Source organism: Planotetraspora phitsanulokensis, from assembly GCF_016863295.1.
GTDB classification, from domain to species: Bacteria; Actinomycetota; Actinomycetes; order Streptosporangiales; family Streptosporangiaceae; genus Planotetraspora; species Planotetraspora phitsanulokensis.
Genome location: NZ_BOOP01000036.1, coordinates 1 through 18,092 on the forward strand (window position 1 = coordinate 1; position 18,092 = coordinate 18,092).

Below are 18,092 nucleotides of genomic sequence, written 5' to 3' on the forward strand. Positions count from 1 at the left end.
CTTTCAAAAATGGGGCCGCCCTGATCAGGGGCGGCCCCATTTTTGTTTTCACGACCGATTCTCGGAACCTGAAGGGCGCCGGCATCGCGCCTGGCTGGAGCGCTGTCGTCCATCTTCAGGTTCGGGAACCACCGGGGGCGCGCTAGGCTGGAACTAGCCGGGCCACCCCACCACGGGTGGCCTTCGTTACGTAGAACGGGTAGCGAAGGCTACGGCACACAACGAGGTCTCAGCGGACCTACGGCAAATCAGGCTGGTCTCCCCTGACACTGAGCCGATATCGGGCATCTTCACCGCTCGGCGTATCCGGGAACTAGTAGCGCGGCCAGCGAACCGAGCGCACATCCGTACGCGGTGAGCGAGCAACAGAGGACAGAAGTGAACAGAGAAGACGGGCGTGACGGCGGGAGCCGTGGCGGAGACAGCCGTGATGAGGGCAGGAACGTGAGCGGCCGCTCCGGCGGCTACCGCGGCGATGGGGGAAGAGACGGCTCGGGGAGCCGATACACGGGGCGGCGTGAGGGCTCCCCCGCAGACCGCGATCGTGGGGACCGCCCTTTCCGCTCTGACCGATCCGGCGGCTTCCGTGACCGCGACGGTGGGGCCGGCGGCCGATCCGGGGGACGTCCCGGCGGCGATCGAGGTGGCCGTTCATACGGTGACCGTGACAGCTTCCGCGCCGGCGACCGCCCGAGGCCCTCCTACGGTGACCGTGACGCCTCTCGCGGTGGCTACGGCAACCGTGACCGCGACGATCGTGGCTCCGGCGCTCGTGACGGCGGTCGGCCCCCGCGTGAGGGTGGCCGCTTCGGCGACCGGCCCGACCGTTCCGATGACCGTGGCGGATACCGCGGGGGAGACCGCCCGCGCTCCTATGGTGATCGTGGACCTTCCCAGTCCGGCGGTGGATTCAGAGACCGTGACGACCGCGGAGGCCGCTCGTTCCGTTCCGACGACCGAGGCACCCGACCGCCGCGCGACGATCGCGAAGGCGGCCGCCGTTTCGGCGGCGACCGCGAGGGTGGCAGGGAAGGGTTCGGCGCGCGTCCGCCACGTGAGGGCGGGTTCGGCGGGCGATACGGTTCCCGGGATCGTGACGATCGCGGCGGCCGGCCCTACCAATCTCGCGATGACCGGGGCGGCAGGCCCTTCCAATCTCGCGATGACCGGGGCGGCAGGCCCTTCCAATCTCGCGATGACCGGGGTGCTAGGCCCTTCCAGTCTCGTGACGATCGTGGTGGCAGGCCCTTCCAGTCCCGTGACGACCGTGGCGGTCGTCCGTTCCAGAGCCGCGATGATCGTGATGGTCGTCCGTCCCAGTCTCGTGACGACCGTGGTGGCAGGCCGTTCAAGAGCCGCGACGACCGTGGCGGCTTCACCGGCGACCGTGGGCCGCGTGGTGAGGGGCGCTCTGATCGTCCTCAGCGGTCCTACGGCGACCGCGACGGATTCCGCGGAGGCGACCGCCCTCAGCGCTCCGGTGAGCGCGGCGCATACGGTGACCGGCCGAGCCGCTCGTACGGTGATCGCGACTCGACGCGCGCCGGTTACGGTTCCCGCGACGGTGGTGGCGACCGGCCGCCGCGTCAGGGCGGCGGCGGCTTCGGCGGCCGATACGGCTCTCGCGATCGCGACCAGCGCGCAGGCGGCGGCTTCCGGGACGACCGCCGTGGTGCTGAAGGCCGGGAGCAGGGCCGTCCTCAGCGTGACCAGGATCGCGAGGCACGGCCGTTCCGTGATCGTGAGCGCTCCGACTCACGCGACCGCGCACCCCGTCCGTACGGTGATCGCGACGACCGGGGCGGATCGCGGCCCTTCCGCCAGGAGGAGGGCGGCGGGTCCCGGGCCAGGTACGGGAGGACCGACGAGCCGCGAGAGCGTGAGCGGCTGCCCGAGCTCGAGGCGGACATCTCTCCGGACGAGCTCGACCGCGAGACGCTTGCGGAGCTTCGCTCGCTGCCCAACGATCTCGCCGACCTGGTGGCCTCGCATCTCGTGGCGGCCGCTCGGGCGCTGAGTGTCGACGAGCCCGAGCGCGCCTACGAGCACGCGAAGGTCGCCCGCCGGTTCGCCGGCAGGATCGGTGTGATCAGGGAGGCGACCGGGATCGCGGCCTACCGGGCCGGGCAGTACGCCGAAGCCCTCGCCGACCTGCGTGCGGCGAGGCGGATGACGGGATCTGACGCGTATCTGCCCGTCATGGCGGACTGCGAGCGCGGTCTCGGACGGCCTGAGAGGGCTCTCGACCTCGTCCGTTCGAAGGAGGCCGAGCGCCTGGACCGTGCGGGCAAGATCGAGCTCGCCATCGTCGAATCCGGCGCGCGGCGTGACATGGGCCAGTTCGACGCGGCCGTGGTCACTCTGCAGCGCCTCACGGAGCTGCGGGATCCGCAGCGCAGGGCATGGTCGGTGCGTCTTGCCTACGCCTACGCGGACGCGCTGGCGGCGGCAGGCCATGAGTCCGCGGCGACCGACTGGTTCGAGCGGGCGATGACCTTCGACGAGGACGGTGAGACCGACGCGGCCGAACGGTACGCGGAGATCACCGGCGCGGTGATCGAGGACCTCGAGGAGGACTTCGACGAAGCCGATGACGAGCTCAGCGACGAGCTCGATGACAACCTCGGCGACGATTTCGGCGACGACGCGGCGGCGGACGCTGTCGGCGATCTTGCCGTGAAGCCGCGCGACGCCGAAGGCGGCACCGTGGACGCCGACTTGGACGAGGCCGACACAGATGAGGCGAACGCCGAGTCCGGCGAGGTGAGGCCGGTCGGCGACATTCTCGACGATCTTCCGCGGGAACGCGGTTCATCGTCCGGTGCCGTGGACGAGACCTCGAACGGAACCACCTCGCAGGCCGCGGAGGCCAACGCCGATGAGGTCGAGCCGGGCTCGGCACACGAAGAGGACGCGGCCCCTGTGACGAGTGAGAACTCCGTGGCGGTGGAGGACGAGCAGTCGTCTGCCGGTGCCGGCGTGGCGGCTGCGGACCCGGCCGGCGCCGGGCAGGAGACGAAGAACGAGGTCAACGCGTTCGGCCCGGCCTTCATCGAACCCGATTTCGGCGACGCGGTCGGGGACGCCGAAGAGGATGAGGACGCTGAGGATGCCGATGGCGGTGTGAAGCACCAGCCCTGATGGCGACGTGAGAGCGCCGCCGCCGAATGGATGATCATTCGACGGCGGCGCTTTTCTGTGTCAGAACGTCGTACGGCCTCGGGAGCACTCCGCTCGCCTCAGACCGGTCGATTCGCGGTCCAGACGCCGCCAGGTTCAGTCAGCCGGCGGCGCAGGGGGCGTGGTCGGACCGCGCGCTCAGGCGCCGGAGCGGTCGAGCCAGTGCATGATCCCGCCCACGTTCGACTCGGCGCCGCTGAGCAACTCGAACCGTTCGGCGGTGGCCGGATCGGCCTGGAGCGCCGTGTAGCGCTCTCGTGTGCGGTCGCGGACCATGGCCACCGCGTGATCGAGGTCGAGGCCATCCGAGCGGGCCTGCCTGGTGAGATCCACCCACACGCGGAGCTCCTCCGCCGACCGTTCGAGCGTCGCGGGCACGTCGTCCACCGGGCCGTAATGGCTGAACAGCAGCCGCTGCGGGCCGAGCGCCTCAAAGAGGCCGAGCGACCGGAGGGCCACCTCGAGGTCGAAGTCCGGGGGCGGGCTCGCCGGGCGCAGGTCGCCGGTCTCCGGCAGATAGACCCCGGCGGCGTCTCCCACGTAGAGGTCGCCCGTGAGCGAGTCGAGAAGCCCCACATGGTGCTTGGCGTGCCCCGGGGAGTAGTGGCTCGCCAACGAGCGTCCGTTGCCCAGATCGACGGTGCCGACGTCGCCGAGTGCCCGAATCCGGGAGGCGTCCGTGGGCGAGAGCGTGCCGAACAGGGTGTCGAGCCTGTCTCCCCAGACCATTTTCGCGCTGGCCATCAGCCGTGTCGGGTCGGCGAGGTGCCGGGCGCCCTTCTCATGGACGACGATCTCGGCGGACGGGAAGTATCCGGCGATGTCGCCGACGCCGCCCGCATGGTCTAGGTGGATGTGGGTCACCACAACGGTGGCCAGATCGTCCGGGCCCACACCGAGAGAGGCGAGAGCGTCCCGCACGACCGGTGCGGAGGTGGAGGTCCCCGTCTCCACCAGGCACGGACGGTCGCCGAGGATGAGGTAGCCGGCGGTGATGCCCGAGTACCCGGCCATCCTGGTGTCGATCTCGTACACGTCCCCGCCGAGCGGTGTCACGTTGTCCACAGGGCACCCCAGTAATCAGAACCGGTTCACACAGAATCGCATTCAGCTCATCGAGGCCCCAGCCTATTCATCGACAGTGATCTCCACGAGGGAGAGGGGATCACATGCACCGCAACGAGGTGATGCTGGTCGGCCGGTTGTCCATGGAACCGGTCGACAGGGAGCTTCCCAGCGGCAGCCTGCTCACACAGTGGCGGGTCGCCGTCCGTCGTCCGGATGACCATCCCGGGCGTCAACGATCCGACGCGATCGAGTGTGCGACCTTCGATGACGAGGTGCGTCACGTGGTCGCCGACTGGCTGGTCGACGACGTCATCGAGGTTCAGGGCGCCCTGCGCCGCCGCTGGTGGCGGGGCGGCAGCCGTTACGAGGTCGAGGTCCGGACGGCTCGCCGTGTCGCCCGCGAAGCGGACGACCTCGCCGACCAGTCCAAACGGGTCGTACGGCCCAAGGCGCAGCCCAAGCGGGCCGACGAGCACGACAAGCGCGAGCAGGCCGGTCAGCACGATGAGCCCGAGCGAGCCGACCAGGGTGAGGCGGAGTTCGAGCGGGCAGATCAGCCCAAGCGGGACCGTCACGACCAGCACGACCGGTACGAGCCGGTCGACCAGCATGAGCGGGGCTTGCCGGACGAGGAAGCCGGCCAGATCAAACGACTGGGTCACCTCATGCGAGGCCGCCGGAACGGGCGTGCCCGCCCGCTCACGTCGGCCGACCCCGGGGACGGCCGGCCCGGCGAGGGGCGAGGAATCCGCCGCAGACCGGTGATAAGCCTGCGCAGGCCGCGCCCGGCCCCGGCCGCGCCGCCCGGTACCCGAGACGGGGATGCCGCCGTGGATTCCGAGGGCGGGCGCGGTGCGCCAGGAGCCGATGACGGAGCCGGATAGCACCGGCAGGGTTCCCCCGTACTCCGCCGAGCACGTGTCGTCCGCTGAGCGCATACTCGCTCGAATGCGAGTCGCCCCGGGGCGTGGCTGCCGCCGAGCCCGCACACGCCGAGAGCGAGCCAGCCTCAGGCGCGTACACGCAGAGAGTGTGCCGTCCTCCGGCGCGTACACGTCGAGAGCGTGCCGTCCTCTGGTGCGTACACCCCCGAGCCGTACGCGCCCGGGTGCGTACATGCCCGAGCGCGTACGGCTTCGAGTGTCAGTTCGTGGCGAAGACGCGCAGGACCAGGCCGGTGCGCGGCTTGGGGCCGAACGAGGTGGACTTGCGCGGTACCCGTTCGCCCTGAGCCGCCACGGCGAGGACGTCGACGGTGGAGAGCGGGTTGAGGATCACGGCCGTTCCCGAGCGCTGCCGCGCCAGCCGTACGGCGGCGTGGGGGTCGTGATGGACGACCAGGACGGCCTCTTCGCTGTCCTCGATGCCCCAGACCTTGGGAAGGAGGAACGTGGCGAGGATCGCGGTGTCGAGTGACCGCCAGCGCTCCGAATGATCGCCCGGCAGGGCGTGATCGAGCTGCATCGGGTCCGGATCGGTGAGGAGGTGCGCCGAGCCGTCTCCGGCCAGCACGAACGCGGGCCCGGTCGTCGCCGCGAGCTCGGTCAGAGCCTCGTCCAGTGCGGTGAACTCGTGGACCTGCCAGGCGCCCTTCGCCCGGGCGGCGGCCTCCTCCAGCGGCAGGCCTGGGATCACCCGGTGGATCGCCCGGAGCTCTGGCGGGTAGGCCAGCGAGTCGACCAGGAACGCGAGCCCGTAGTCCCACGGCCCGGCCCCGTCGTGGTCGCCCCGCAGTGCCTGGTAGGTCGCGTAGCGGTGGTGCCCGTCGGCGATCAACGCCTGCCGGTCACGCAGATCCTCTTCCACCGCCGCGATCTCGCCGGGGTCGGTCACCGCCCAGAGCCGGTGATTCACCCCGTCGGCGGTCCGAAGGTCCGCCAGTGGCCGCCGTTGGGCGGCCACCTCGTCGACGAGCCGTGATGCCGGCCCGCCGCCCTCATAGAGCAGGAAGATCGGCTCGAGGTTGGCCTCGGTGGCCCGCATGAGCGCCAGGCGGTCGGCGACGGGCCCCGGCATGACGTTCTCATGGGGCAGCACGGAGGGGGAGCCGACTCCGAGCGCGCCGATCAGGCCGCGCTGCACCGATCGCGGGCCGCTCTGTTCGTATACGTAGAGTCCCGGCAGCTCGTCGGTCGTGAGCACGCCGGAGGCCAGCCATTCGTTGAGCAGCGCCCTGGCCTCGCCGTAATGTCCTGTTCCGGGAAGGATCAGACGCACCACGTTGTTCGCATGACGAGCGAGTAAATCCCGCATGTCGTCCGGGGAGATGAGGTCGTAGGGCGGGGAGGTGACCGCGGGCAGATCGTCCACTGCGAATCGCACGCCGTGGAACGGACGTAGCACCAGTCCCGCCCGTTCAGAACTCTCCATACCGGGCATGTTGCCATAAGGCCCGGCTCCCCGACGCTGCGGTGCCCGGTTCTTCAGGAAATCGGTTGCAGGAGGCCTTTCCCCATGATCCAGGGACGAAACGGAGCGTCTGACGCTGCCGGGTACCCGCCGGGCGGCCCGTCCGGCGACGTCTATGAGTGGTTCCAGCGTGGCGTGAAGCTGCTCACGGACGGAAGCCCGGCCGCGGCCGCCGCGATTCTCGAACGGGCCGCGCAGGCCGAGCCCGAGTCGCGTAGCATCCGGGAGGCCCTGGCGCGGGCCCAGTTCAACTCTCGTCAGTACACCGAGGCCGCAGGGAGCTTCCGCTTGATCGTCGAGTCCAACCCGACGGAGGACTACGCCTACTACGGGCTCGGCATGGCCCTGTGGCGTACCGGGGACATCGAGGCCGCCCAGGAGCCGCTCGCCGTGGCCGTCGCCATGCGCCCCCTGCGCCACTACGTCTCGGCTTTGAGCCAGGTGCGCGCCACGTTGCGGGCGAGGCAGGCATGACGGTCGAGCAGGACGAGGCGGCGGGCTCCGGGTCGCTGCTCGGCAGGTACGACACCCTTCTCCTCGATCTCGACGGCGTGGTCTACCTCGGCGACCACGCCGTCTCCGGTGCTCCGGAGGCGCTTGAGCGGGCCAGGAAGGAAGGTGTGCGGCTGGCGTTCGTGACCAACAACGCGTCGCGTACACCCGGAGCGATCGCCGAACATCTGCGCCGTCTCGGCGTGACCGCCGCCCCCGAGGACGTGGTGACCTCCGCGCAGGCGGCCGCGCGCCTGGTGGCCGAACACGTGCCGCCGGGCTCGGCCGTCCTCGTCGTGGGGGGAACGGGGCTGCGCGTCGCCGTGCGGTCGCACGGCCTCCGCCCCGTGACCACGGCCCTGGACGCCCCCGCGGCGGTGATCCAGGGCATCTGGCAGGGCCTGTCCTACGGCCTGCTCGCGGAAGGCACGCTCGCCGTACGGCAGGGCGCGTGGTTCGTCGCCGCCAACGGTGACACGACCATGCCCACGAACAAGGGCGAGCTTCCGGGGAACGGCGCCATGAGCCGGGTCATCGCCGCGGCCACCGGAGTCGAGCCGGTCGTGGCCGGCAAGCCCGAGCCCCCACTGCACCGCGAGTCGGTGATCCGGACGGGGGCGGCGCGACCGCTGATCGTCGGGGATCGCCTGGACACCGACATCGAGGGCGCCACCCGGGCGGGAGTGGACAGCCTGCTCGTCCTCACGGGGGTGACCGGCCCTGTCGACCTGCTCACCGCCGGGCCCGCCCACCGCCCGGCGCACATCGCCGCCGACCTGTCGGGCCTGCACGCGCCGGCCGCGGACGTTCGCAGGCAGGGCTCGGGGTGGACATGCGGCGGCTGGACCGCGACCTGGGAGGACGGGCGTCTCGACATCGACGGAAGGGGAGACCCGGTCGACGGCCTGCGCGCCGCCTGCGCCGCTGCCTGGGAGGCGGCGGGCGAGGGGCGCGCGGACGAGGACGCGGTCAAGGCGGCTCCCGCGATCCTCGGATTCTGATCGCGGGATCGGGCGATCAGAGGAGCTTGCGCAGACGCAGAAGGTCGCCGAGGCTGGCGTCGATCTTGACGCGGCCGCCGAGCAGGGCGCGCCCCATGTCGAGTTCGCCGTTGACCAGAGAGATCAGATCTTCGCTGGAGATGGTGAGCTTGACCTCCGCCGGGCGGCCGTCCTCGGGGGCGACCTCCTTGAACGGGTCGAGCCCGTTGCGGTGGATCCGGCCGTAGAAGGTCACGCCGAGGTCGGAGATGCGGCAGGCCAGCCTGCGCTCGACCACGTGCTTGGCGCGATCTTCCGCGCTGATCTCGTCGAACTGCTCGACGAGCTTCTCCAGCGCCGCCCGGCACTCCTCGACGGTCGCCATGTGCTCCCTCTCCCTTCCCACGGACCAACATCAGATACCGGCTACCACGGACGGTAGCGTTCCAGGTGAACCCACGCGAGATCCCGCACGCGGGGCGCGGCGAAAAACGATCCCAATCGGGCCCGGGACCAATGGAGGGGCCACCGGCCGGGACCGGTGAAACGGCTCTCCCCGCCCGGGGCCGCGAGGCACGCGGCCGCCCGCTGGGCGGAGCGGGCCGCGCACAGCTTACACAGCGAGATCCGGGCGATGACCAGGACCGAAGCGGTGTGGTACCGGCAGGAGGGCGCGGCACCGGGCGGCTTCCGATAGCGTCGGGGTGGCCGGGAGGCGCCCCGCACGCCCGGCTCCCGAGACGACGAGCACGACCAGGACCCAGGATCACCTCCGGCACGGGGTCGCCGGCGCCGACGCGGGCCGTACGGCCGGCGGGAGACGGACAGACCCGGGCCCGGGTCCCAGAAGGGAACCAATGACGGACATCGGAAGCCAAGCGCCCGCCTGGCTCGCGGTCCCGAACGCCCGCTCGGGGGAGGCCGTGCCCCCTGCCGTCCACACGGACGGGGACCAGGACGCCCCGGGCGGTGTCGAGTCGGCCCTGTCCCCGCTGGGACGGCTGGCGGAGGCCCCCGTATCCGAGCACGTCGGGATCTTCGAAGACGTCCTGACGGGGCTGGAGGCGGTCCTGACCTCCGTCGACGAGCCCCTTCCCGACAGCGAGCGGTGACCATGCCGAGTTCGGCCTCCGGCGACGGGCGGCACGTCAGGTGAAGCGGATGCGGCTGGACAGCGAGCTCGTCCGCCGAGGGCTCGTACGCTCGCGTGAGCAGGCGGCGCAGCTCATCGAGGCGGGCAGGGTGTCGGTGTCGGGCAGGGTGGCGGCGAAGGCCGCGACCCAGGTGGACATCGCCGCGGCCATCGTGGTGGCCGAGGCGCCGGAGGGCCCCGACTACGTCTCCAGGGGGGCGCACAAGCTTCTCGGCGCGCTCGACGCGTTCGAGGGACTGACCGTCGAGGGCCGGCGCTGTCTGGACGCGGGCGCCTCCACCGGCGGGTTCACCGACGTTCTGCTCAGGCACGGGGCGGCGCACGTGCTCGCCGTGGACGTGGGCTACGGCCAGCTCGCCTGGTCCCTGCGTACGGACGACCGCGTCACGGTGATGGAACGCGTGAACGTCCGTGACCTGACGCCGGAAATGGTGGGGGAGCCGCCGACGCTGATCGTGGGCGACCTGTCCTTCATCTCCCTGCGCCTGGTCCTTCCCGCGCTGGCGAAGTGCGCGGCGGAGGTCGCCGAGTTCGCCATGCTCGTGAAGCCCCAGTTCGAGGTGGGCAAGGACCGGGTCGGCGCGGGAGGCGTCGTCCGCGACCCGGCGCTGCGGGCGCAGGCCGTACGGGACGCGGCCCTTTCGGCCCAGGGGCTGGGGCTGACGGTGAAAGGCGTGACGGCGAGTCCGCTGCCCGGCCCTTCCGGCAACGTGGAATACCTTCTGTGGCTCGGGAAGGGCCCGGGACACGATCCGGTGCCGGAGCTCGACGCGGCCGTCGAACGGGCGGTGGCGGAGGGACCCCAGTGACATCGGTGCGACGGCCACGACGGTGATCAGGCACACGCGGACGGCGGTGACGGCATGACGGCGACGGATGCGACGAGGGTGGGATCCCGGTGAGCGACCCCGTGGACGGCAAGCGGACGATCGTGGTCACGGCGCACACGGGCAGGGAGCCGGCGGTGCGCAGCGCCCGCCTGGTGATGGACCGCCTGATCGGCGCCGGGCTGAACGTCCGTGTGCTGGAGGGCGAGGCGGAGGAGATCGGCTGCGCGGGGGCGGCGATGACCCCCGAGACCCCGGAAGCGATCGCCGAGGCCGAACTGATCATCGTGCTCGGCGGCGACGGGACGCTGTTGCGGGCCGCCGAACTCGCGCGTCCGGCAGGCGTCCCCCTGCTGGGAGTCAACCTGGGCCACGTCGGGTTCCTGGCGGAGGCCGAGGTGGAGGACCTCGCCACCGCCGTGGACCGCGTCGTCGAGAACGGCTACGACGTCGAAGAGCGGATGACGATCGAGGTGGCGATCCGCCTCAACGGCGAGACGCTGGCCACGACGTGGGCGCTCAACGAGGCCTCGGTCGAGAAGGTGGACCGGATGCTGGAGGTCGTCGCCGAGATCGACGGGCGCCCCCTGTCCCGCTGGGGCTGCGACGGGGTGATCTGCGCGACGCCGACCGGTTCGACGGCGTACGCGTTCTCGGCCGGAGGCCCGGTGGTCTGGCCCGAGGTGGAGGCGCTGCTGCTGGTGCCCAACAGCGCCCACGCGCTGTTCGCGCGGCCGATGGTGGTCTCTCCCCGGTCGACGCTCGCGGTGGAGATCGTCCCGGAGACCGGCGCGGGAGTGCTCTGGTGCGACGGGCGCCGCCGCTTCGACATCCCGCCGGGGGCCCGGGTCGAGGTGCGCCGAGCCGCGACCTCGGTACGGCTGGCCCGCCTCCTGGGGGCCGAGACCACCGGCGCCCCGTTCACCGACCGTCTGGTCGCGAAGTTCGGCCTGCCGGTGGAGGGATGGCGCGGACGGGTCCGGTCGCAGTGAGCACACTGGCCCGGTCCCAATGAGCGAAGGGGGCGGGGCCAGGTGAGCGCACGGGCCAGGCCTCAGTGCGTGGGCCCTCCGGGCCTCGATGAGCGGGCGGGCGGCGGCCTCGATGATCCGATGCGGTCGCGGGCCGACCCCCACAGGACCACTGGCCAACCCCCACAGGACCGCGGGCCGATCCCCACAGGACAGACCCGGTCCTCGAAAATCTTGGCGAGTTGCGCGTAGGATCTCTGGCGGAATCGGTCGGCGGAACGGAGGGACCAGTGCGACCAAGGGTCGAGGAGGTCCGCATCCAGGGGCTCGGCGTGATCGACGAGGCCGTCCTGGAACTGTCACCCGGTTTCACCGTCGTCACGGGTGAGACAGGTGCGGGCAAGACGATGGTCGTCACCGGACTGGGCCTGCTGTTCGGCGGCCGCGCCGATCCCGCGAGGGTCCGTCCCGGCGCCGACAAGGCCACGGTCGAGGGCACGCTGATCGTCGACGCGCACGGCCGGGTGGCCCAGCAGGTGGTCGACGTCGGCGGCGAGATCGAGGAAGGCGAGCTGATCATCTCCCGCACGGTGTCCGCCGAGGGCCGTTCGCGGGCCTGGCTCGGCGGCCGCACCGTCCCGGTCGGGACCCTGACGTTCCTCGCCGACGACCTGGTCGCCGTCCACGGGCAGATGGACCAGCAGCGGCTGCTCCAGCCCGGGCGCCAGCGGGCGGCGCTCGACCGGTACGCCGGTGACGAACTGATCAAGCCGCTCCGGGCCTACGAGCAGGCCTACAAGCGGCACAAGCAGGTGGCCGACCTGCTCAACGAGCTGACGGTCAAGGCCAGGGAGCGGGCGCAGGAGGCCGACGTCCTGAGGTTCGGCCTCGAGGAGATCGAGAAGGCGGAGCCGAGGGCGGGCGAGGACGCGGAGCTGAAGGAGGAGGCCGAGCGGCTCTCCCACGCCGACGCGCTGCGAACGGCGGCCACCACCGCGCACACCGCCCTTCTGGGCGACCCCATGTCGAGCACCGAGGCGATCCACGACGCGGTCTCCCTGGTGGGGCAGGCCAAGTCGGCCGTCGAGGCGGTGCGGCAGTTCGACCCCGCCCTGGCCGGTCTGGCCGACCGGCTGGCCGAGGCCGGCTATCTCATCTCCGACGTGGCGACGGAGCTGGCGGCCTACGCCGAGTCCGTCGACGCCGACCCCGCGCGCCTGGCTGCCGTACAGGAGCGCAGGTCGATCCTGACCGGCCTCGTCCGCAAGTACGGCGAGGACGTGACGGCGGTGCTGTCCTGGGCGCAGCAGGCCGCGACGCGGCTGAACGAGCTCGACGGCGACGACGAGCGGATCGACGAGCTGACCCGGGAGCACACCGAGCTGACCGACCGGCTCAAGGAGCTGGCCGGCGAGCTGACCGGCATCCGCACGGTGGCGGCCGAGCGCTTCGGCGACGCCGTGACGGCCGAGCTGGCCGCGCTGGCGATGCCGTACGCCAGGGTCAGTGTGGCGATGACGCAGAGCGATGATTTCGGACCGCACGGGATCGACGAGGTGGAGCTGCGCCTCGCCTCGCACCCGGGTGCGCCGGCGCTGCCGCTGACGAAGGGCGCGTCCGGCGGTGAGCTCAGCCGCGTCATGCTTGCCATCGAAGTGGTCTTCGCCGGTGCCGATCCGGTGCCGACGTTCGTCTTCGACGAGGTCGACGCGGGCGTGGGCGGCAAGGCGGCCGTCGAGATCGGCAGACGCCTGGCCAAACTGGCGCGTACCGCCCAGGTCATCGTGGTCACGCACCTGCCGCAGGTGGCGGCCTTCGCCGACCAGCACCTCGTCGTGGAGAAGGCCCGCGACGGCAGCGTGGTCCGCAGCGGCGTCGTCGCTCTCGACCAGGAGGGCCGCGCCAGGGAGCTGTCGCGGATGCTGGCGGGCCTGGAGGATTCCGAGCTCGGCAGGGCACACGCGGCGGAGTTGCTCGGCATCGCCGCGGCGGACAAGGCGGCCGGCTGACGCCTGATCAGCGGACAAGGCGGTCGGCTGACGCTTGATCGCCGGCATAACCGTGTGTGACAAAAACAACACACTGCGGGGTGCATGACCATTCCGGCCCCCGCCTCTGGCAGGATGGTTGTGATGAAGGTCCTGAGCCTGAATGTTCCGGGCCTCCGCCGCAGGAAGATCGACGATCTTCCCGGGGTAACGGCTGTGGCGAGAATCGACAGGCGGACGAAGAGGCTGACCAAGCGTCTCAACGCCGGTGAAATAGCGATCATCGACCATGTCGACGTTGACCGGGTCAGCGGGGAGGCCTTGGTCGCGTGCGGTGCCGCGGCCGTGGTCAACGTGGCCACCGGCATCAGCGGGCGCTATCCGAACCTGGGCCCGCAGATCCTGCTGGACGCGGGAATTCCGGTGGTCGACAACGCGTCCTCCGAACTCTTCGAGCGCGTCGCGGACGGGGACGTGATCCGCGTCCACGAAGGAATGATCTACCTCGACGACGAGATCGTCGGCAAGGGCGACGCCCAGACGGCCGAGACGGTCGCCGCCGCGATGGCCGAGGCCCGGGCCGGGCTGGCCGTGCAGATCGAGGCGTTCGCCGCGAACACCATGGAGTACGTCAAGCGCGAGCGCGACCTGCTCATCGACGGGGTGGGCGTCCCCGACATCCGTACGGTGATCGAGGGACGGCACGTCCTGATCGTGGTCCGCGGTTATCACTACAAAGAGGACATCGCGACTCTCCGGCCCTACATCCGGGAGTACCGGCCGATCCTGATCGGCGTCGACGGCGGATCCGACGCGCTGATCGAGGCGGGCTACACGCCCCACATCATCGTCGGCGACTTCGACTCGGTCTCCGAGAAGGCGCTGTGCTGCGGCGCCGAACTGGTCGTGCACGCCTACCGCGACGGCAGGGCCCCCGGCCTGGAGCGCGTCCACCGGCTGGGACAGCAGGCCGTCGTGTTCCCGGCGACCGGCACGAGCGAGGACATCGCGATGTTGCTGGCCGACGACAAGGGCGCGACCCTGATCGTCGCCGTCGGCACCCACTGGACCCTGGACGAGTTCCTCGACAAGGGACGCTCGGGCATGGCCAGCACCTTTCTCACCCGGCTGAGGATCGGCAGCAAGCTCGTGGACGCCAAGGGCGTCAGCAGGCTCTACCGCAGCCGGATATCCACGTCTTCCCTGCTCCTGCTCGTCGCGACGACCCTGGTGACCATCGGCGTGGTCCTGTCGGTCTCGCCGATCGGCCAGGTCTGGCTGAACGGCCTGCGCGACGCCTGGAACAGCTTCATCTTCTGGTTGGTCGGACTCTTCTCGTGATCGATTTCCGGTACCACCTCGTCTCGATCGTGGCGATCTTCCTCGCTCTCACTGTCGGCATCGTGCTCGGCAGCACGGTCCTGGAGCCCCTCTTCTACAAGACGGCGGAGGAGACGACCTCGTCGTTGCGGCAGTCCAACGGGAACTACCTGTCGCAGATCTCCGAACTCCAGAGTCGCGAGAACGGCAACGACTCCCTCGTCACGACGCATCTGCCCGATCTCGTCCGGGGCGTCCTGCCCGGGGAGCGGGTCCTGCTCGTCGAGGCGCCGGGGGCCCCCGCCGGTCTGCGTGACCCGATCGAGGACCTGGTGACCGATGCGGGCGCGATCTACGCGGGCCGGGTCAGCCTGACCGACAAGTTCGTCGCGCCCGACCAGGAGGCGATCGTGGACGGGCTCGCGAACTCGCTCGCTCAGTCGGGGACCAAGTTCCCCGACGACGCCACGCCGTACGACAAGGCGGCGACGATCCTGGCGGGCGCGCTCGTGACGAACGACCGGACGCTGGCGGGCCGCGACAACCCGGCCGCGATGGGGGTGCTCGACGCCTTCCAGTCGGCCGGCCTGCTCAGCGTGAACGGCACTCCGGGGCAGCGTTCGACGATGGCCATCGTCCTTGCCCCGGCGCAGGTCTACGAGGACGAGAACGCGGACAAGGCGACCGCCGCCGTCGTCTCGGTGGCCGCGGGCCTGGACTCTCTGGACCTCGGCACCGTGCTCGCGGGCACGACCGTCTCCTCCGGGGCGGGCGGGGCCATCGCGGCGCTCCACGACACCGGCGAGGCCGCCTCGAACGTGTCCACCGTCGACACCGTCGATATGGCCGCGGGCCGTGCCGTGGTGGTCTACGCTCTGCGGGAGCAACTGACCGGTAAGGCCGGGGCATACGGCGTCGGCAGCGGCTCGACGTCGTTCGAGCCCGAGGTCGCGCTCAGCCCCAGCCCGGCGGCACGAGGCTGAACCCGTGCGGATGCCGGTCACCCGCCTGACAAGCCTCCGCGAAGCCGTCCGGATGACGACGAGCGCCTGATGAAGAAGGATCCAGCTGTGGCCCATCGCTCCTCGCTCGGCTCAGTGGCCGGTGCCGTGTTCGGGGCCGTGCTCGGCGCCGTCGCCGCCCGGGCCGCGTACGCCGCCTTCAAGAAGCGCCCTCCCCTCGGCGACGAGAAGACCGCCGAGGAGTACTGGACCAGGACCAACCACCGGGGAGAGCCCGTCACGCTGCTGGAGGGCCCGGCCTTCGTCGCCGGCGCCGGCGCGGCCGTCGCGCTCGCGCCCGGGGTCCCCGCACGCCTGAAGGCGGCCGGTGTGCTCGCCGGCGTCGGCAGCGGCGTGCTCGGCGCGTACGACGACGTCTTCGGCACCACCTCGTCCAAGGGGTTCAAGGGTCACCTGGCCGCACTCAGTCGCGGCGAGGTCACGAGCGGAGCCGTGAAGATCCTCGGCATCGGCGCCACCGGGCTCGCCGCCGCCGTGCTGTCCCCCTCGGCGGCAGGGAACGGGGCGGGCGTGGCGGCGCGGACGTTCGACACCCTGGTCGACGGCGCGCTGATCGCCGGGAGCGCCAACCTGGCCAACCTCTTCGATCTCCGCCCCGGCCGTGCGATCAAGGTGGGCCTGCTCGCCGGCATCCCGCTGGTGGCCGCCTCCGTCCGGGCGGACTCCCGTGCCGCCGCACTGGCCGCGATTCCGCTGGGGGCGGCAGTCGCCCTCCTCCCCGAGGACCTCGGCGAGCGGGCGATGCTCGGCGACTCCGGCGCCAATGCTTTGGGCGCCCTGCTCGGCCTCGCCGCGACGGTCCGGCTGGGCAGGCCGGGCCGGCTGGTGCTGCTCGGTACGGTGGCCGCGCTCACGGCGGCGTCCGAGAAGATCAGCTTCACCAAGGTCATCGCCGGTAACCCCGTCCTGAACCGCCTCGACATGCTCGGCCGCCGCCCTCCGCAGGCGGCGGAGACCGCACGGCCCACCACGTGACCGAACCCCTCCTCCCGCGACGCGGACACCGGACCACCGGCGACCGCGGCAGGTCGCGACCGCATGTCTAGACGGCTCGGCGCCGGGATCGCCGGGGCCGCGGTCCTGATCGGGGTCATCACGATCCTGGCGCGCGTCACCGGCTTCGCCAAGCAACTGGTCTTCGCCCGGGCGGTGGGGACCAACTGCCTGTCCACGGCCTACTACACGGCCAACCAGGTGCCCAACATCATCTTCGAGCTCGTGGTGGGCGGGGCGCTGGCCGGGATGGTCGTGCCGGTGCTCGCCGGCGCCGCCGTGCGGCAGACGGCCGACGCACGCGCGGAGGTCGGCCGGATCTCGTCGGCACTGCTCACCTGGGTGCTCGTGCTGCTGGTCCCGCTAGGCCTCCTGACGGCGCTGCTCGCCGGTCCGGCGATGCGCCTGCTCACCAGCGGCGTCAGGGACTGCGATCCCGGCGCGGTCGCCGCGGTCGCCGCGCGCATGCTGGTCGCCTTCGCTCCCCAGATCCCGCTGTACGGCGTGGCCGTCGTCCTCTACGGCGTGCTCCAGGCACACCGGCGGTTCACCGGGCCGGCGGTGGCCCCGCTCGTGTCGAGCGTCGTGGTGATCGTCGCCTACCTGGCCTTCGTCCCGCTCAGCGCAGGGAACAGCGACCCGGCGTCCGTCCCCGGCCCCGCGGAGATCGCCCTGTCCGTCGGGACGACTCTCGGCGTGCTCGCCCTGGTCCTGACCGTCATCGGGCCCACCTCCAGACTCGGGGTGAGATGGCGGCCGACTCTACGGTTCCCCGACGGCGTGGCCGTACAGGTGCGGCGGCTGGCTCTGGCGGGGTTGAGCGCGCTCGTCGCGCAGCAGGCCGCGATGGCCATCGTGATCCCGCTGGCCAACAACGACGTCGGCGGGGGAGCGCTCGCGGCCTACAACTACGCCTGGGCCATCTACCAGGTCCCCTATGCCGTGCTGGCCGTCCCGATCGCGACCAGCGCCTTCCCCGTGCTCTCCGCCCGCGCCCAGGACGCGGACCGCGCGTCCTTCGCGGCGTTGTCGGCCCAGACCACGCGGGCCGTCCTGGTCGTCTCCGGCCTGGCCGCCGGGGCGCTGGCCGCGGTCGCCGCGCCCGTCGCGCAGGTCTTCCTCGGGCAGGCCGACACGAGGATCCCTCCGGAGCAGTTCGCCTCGGCCGTCGCGCTGTTCGCCCCCGGCCTGATCGGCTACGGGCTCATGGCGCACCTCAGCAGGGTCCTGTACGCGAGCGGCCGCGGACGGGCCGCCGCCCGGGGCATGGTCATCGGGTGGCTGGTCGTCATCGTGGCCCAGGTGGCGTTCGTGCGGACCTTCCCCGCGGACTGGAAGCTGGGCGGTCTCGCCCTCGGCCAGGCGGCCGGAATGACGGCGGGAGGTGCGATCCTGCTGGCGTCGGTGTTCAGGGACCGGGGTGTCGAGGCGCTGCACGGGGTGCCCCGCGCGGCGCTGGCCGCCGTCGTGGGCGGCGGAGCGGGCGTGCTCGCCGGCCTCGGCGTCGTCCACGTGCTGGGCGGTTCCGGCCTCTGGGCGGGAATCGCGGTCGCCGCCCTGTCCGGGGTCTGCGCGGTGTGCGTGGGCACGCTCGCCGCGGCCGCCGTCGACAGGAGAGATCTGCTGGCCGTCGTCTCGCGGCTGCGCGGGCGCCGTTCCGACGAGCCCGACCCGGCGGAGATCGCCTGA

Annotated in this window: 15 protein-coding genes; 12 read left to right on the forward strand and 3 right to left on the reverse strand. The window is 71.5% G+C overall.

The genetic code is table 11. The features are described from left to right. Window positions 1–444: 444 nt before the first annotated feature. Window positions 445–3,141, forward strand: a complete 2,697-nt coding sequence (locus Pph01_RS43885; protein ID WP_505866931.1) for a hypothetical protein — start codon at window positions 445–447, stop codon at window positions 3,139–3,141. 177 nt (window positions 3,142–3,318) lie between these two features. Here Pph01_RS43885 and Pph01_RS33345 read toward each other — a convergent pair whose 3' ends face one another. Then, window positions 3,319–4,245, reverse strand: a complete 927-nt coding sequence (locus Pph01_RS33345; RefSeq protein ID WP_239117205.1) for an MBL fold metallo-hydrolase — start codon at window positions 4,243–4,245, stop codon at window positions 3,319–3,321. Window positions 4,246–4,349: 104 nt separating this feature from the next. On the opposite strand from Pph01_RS33345, the gene Pph01_RS33350 reads away from it, so the two are divergent. After that, window positions 4,350–5,132, forward strand: coding sequence for a single-stranded DNA-binding protein (locus Pph01_RS33350; RefSeq protein WP_204077184.1), 783 nt, complete (start codon window positions 4,350–4,352; stop codon window positions 5,130–5,132). 259 nt (window positions 5,133–5,391) lie between these two features. On the opposite strand, the gene Pph01_RS33355 is transcribed toward Pph01_RS33350, so the two are convergent. Then, entirely contained in the window at window positions 5,392–6,618 is a 1,227-nt protein-coding gene (locus Pph01_RS33355; RefSeq protein WP_239117206.1) for a DUF1015 family protein, read from the reverse strand. Between the two features lie 84 nt (window positions 6,619–6,702). Between Pph01_RS33355 and Pph01_RS33360 the strand changes: the two genes are divergently transcribed. Further along, window positions 6,703–7,131, forward strand: a complete 429-nt coding sequence (locus Pph01_RS33360) for a tetratricopeptide repeat protein (protein ID WP_204077186.1) — start codon at window positions 6,703–6,705, stop codon at window positions 7,129–7,131. Beyond that, the gene (locus Pph01_RS33365) at window positions 7,128–8,150 is read left to right on the forward strand and encodes an HAD-IIA family hydrolase (protein WP_204077187.1); all 1,023 of its coding nucleotides are present in this window, start codon (window positions 7,128–7,130) and stop codon (window positions 8,148–8,150) included. The genes Pph01_RS33360 and Pph01_RS33365 overlap by 4 nt, the downstream gene beginning before the upstream one ends. A 16-nt stretch (window positions 8,151–8,166) precedes the next feature. On the opposite strand, the gene Pph01_RS33370 is transcribed toward Pph01_RS33365, so the two are convergent. Further along, the gene (locus Pph01_RS33370) at window positions 8,167–8,514 is read right to left on the reverse strand and encodes an SCP2 sterol-binding domain-containing protein (protein ID WP_204077188.1); all 348 of its coding nucleotides are present in this window, start codon (window positions 8,512–8,514) and stop codon (window positions 8,167–8,169) included. Window positions 8,515–8,986: 472 nt separating this feature from the next. Here Pph01_RS33370 and Pph01_RS33375 point away from each other — a divergent pair, with 472 nt between their 5' ends. From Pph01_RS33375 to murJ, 8 genes are all read left to right on the forward strand, one after another. Beyond that, the gene (locus Pph01_RS33375; protein ID WP_204077189.1) at window positions 8,987–9,241 is read left to right on the forward strand and encodes a hypothetical protein; all 255 of its coding nucleotides are present in this window, start codon (window positions 8,987–8,989) and stop codon (window positions 9,239–9,241) included. A 49-nt stretch (window positions 9,242–9,290) separates the two neighbouring features. Continuing rightward, window positions 9,291–10,091 carry a TlyA family RNA methyltransferase gene (locus Pph01_RS33380; RefSeq protein ID WP_204077190.1) on the forward strand — a complete coding sequence of 267 codons (801 nt, stop codon included), beginning with the start codon at window positions 9,291–9,293 and terminating at the stop codon, window positions 10,089–10,091. A 101-nt stretch (window positions 10,092–10,192) separates the two neighbouring features. Beyond that, window positions 10,193–11,101, forward strand: a complete 909-nt coding sequence (locus tag Pph01_RS33385) for an NAD kinase (protein ID WP_204077290.1) — start codon at window positions 10,193–10,195, stop codon at window positions 11,099–11,101. Between the two features lie 269 nt (window positions 11,102–11,370). Then, a complete protein-coding gene (recN, locus tag Pph01_RS33390) occupies window positions 11,371–13,089 on the forward strand; it encodes a DNA repair protein RecN (RefSeq protein ID WP_204077191.1) in 1,719 nt (572 codons plus the stop codon). A gap of 114 nt (window positions 13,090–13,203) precedes the next feature. Next, window positions 13,204–14,409 carry a putative cytokinetic ring protein SteA gene (steA, locus tag Pph01_RS33395; RefSeq protein ID WP_204077291.1) on the forward strand — a complete coding sequence of 402 codons (1,206 nt, stop codon included), beginning with the start codon at window positions 13,204–13,206 and terminating at the stop codon, window positions 14,407–14,409. Further along, the gene (locus Pph01_RS33400; protein WP_204077192.1) at window positions 14,406–15,371 is read left to right on the forward strand and encodes a copper transporter; all 966 of its coding nucleotides are present in this window, start codon (window positions 14,406–14,408) and stop codon (window positions 15,369–15,371) included. The genes steA and Pph01_RS33400 overlap by 4 nt, the downstream gene beginning before the upstream one ends. 69 nt (window positions 15,372–15,440) lie before the next feature. Next, entirely contained in the window at window positions 15,441–16,385 is a 945-nt protein-coding gene (locus tag Pph01_RS33405) for a hypothetical protein (RefSeq protein WP_204077193.1), read from the forward strand. A 63-nt stretch (window positions 16,386–16,448) separates the two neighbouring features. Further along, the gene (gene murJ, locus Pph01_RS33410; protein ID WP_204077194.1) at window positions 16,449–18,092 is read left to right on the forward strand and encodes a murein biosynthesis integral membrane protein MurJ; all 1,644 of its coding nucleotides are present in this window, start codon (window positions 16,449–16,451) and stop codon (window positions 18,090–18,092) included.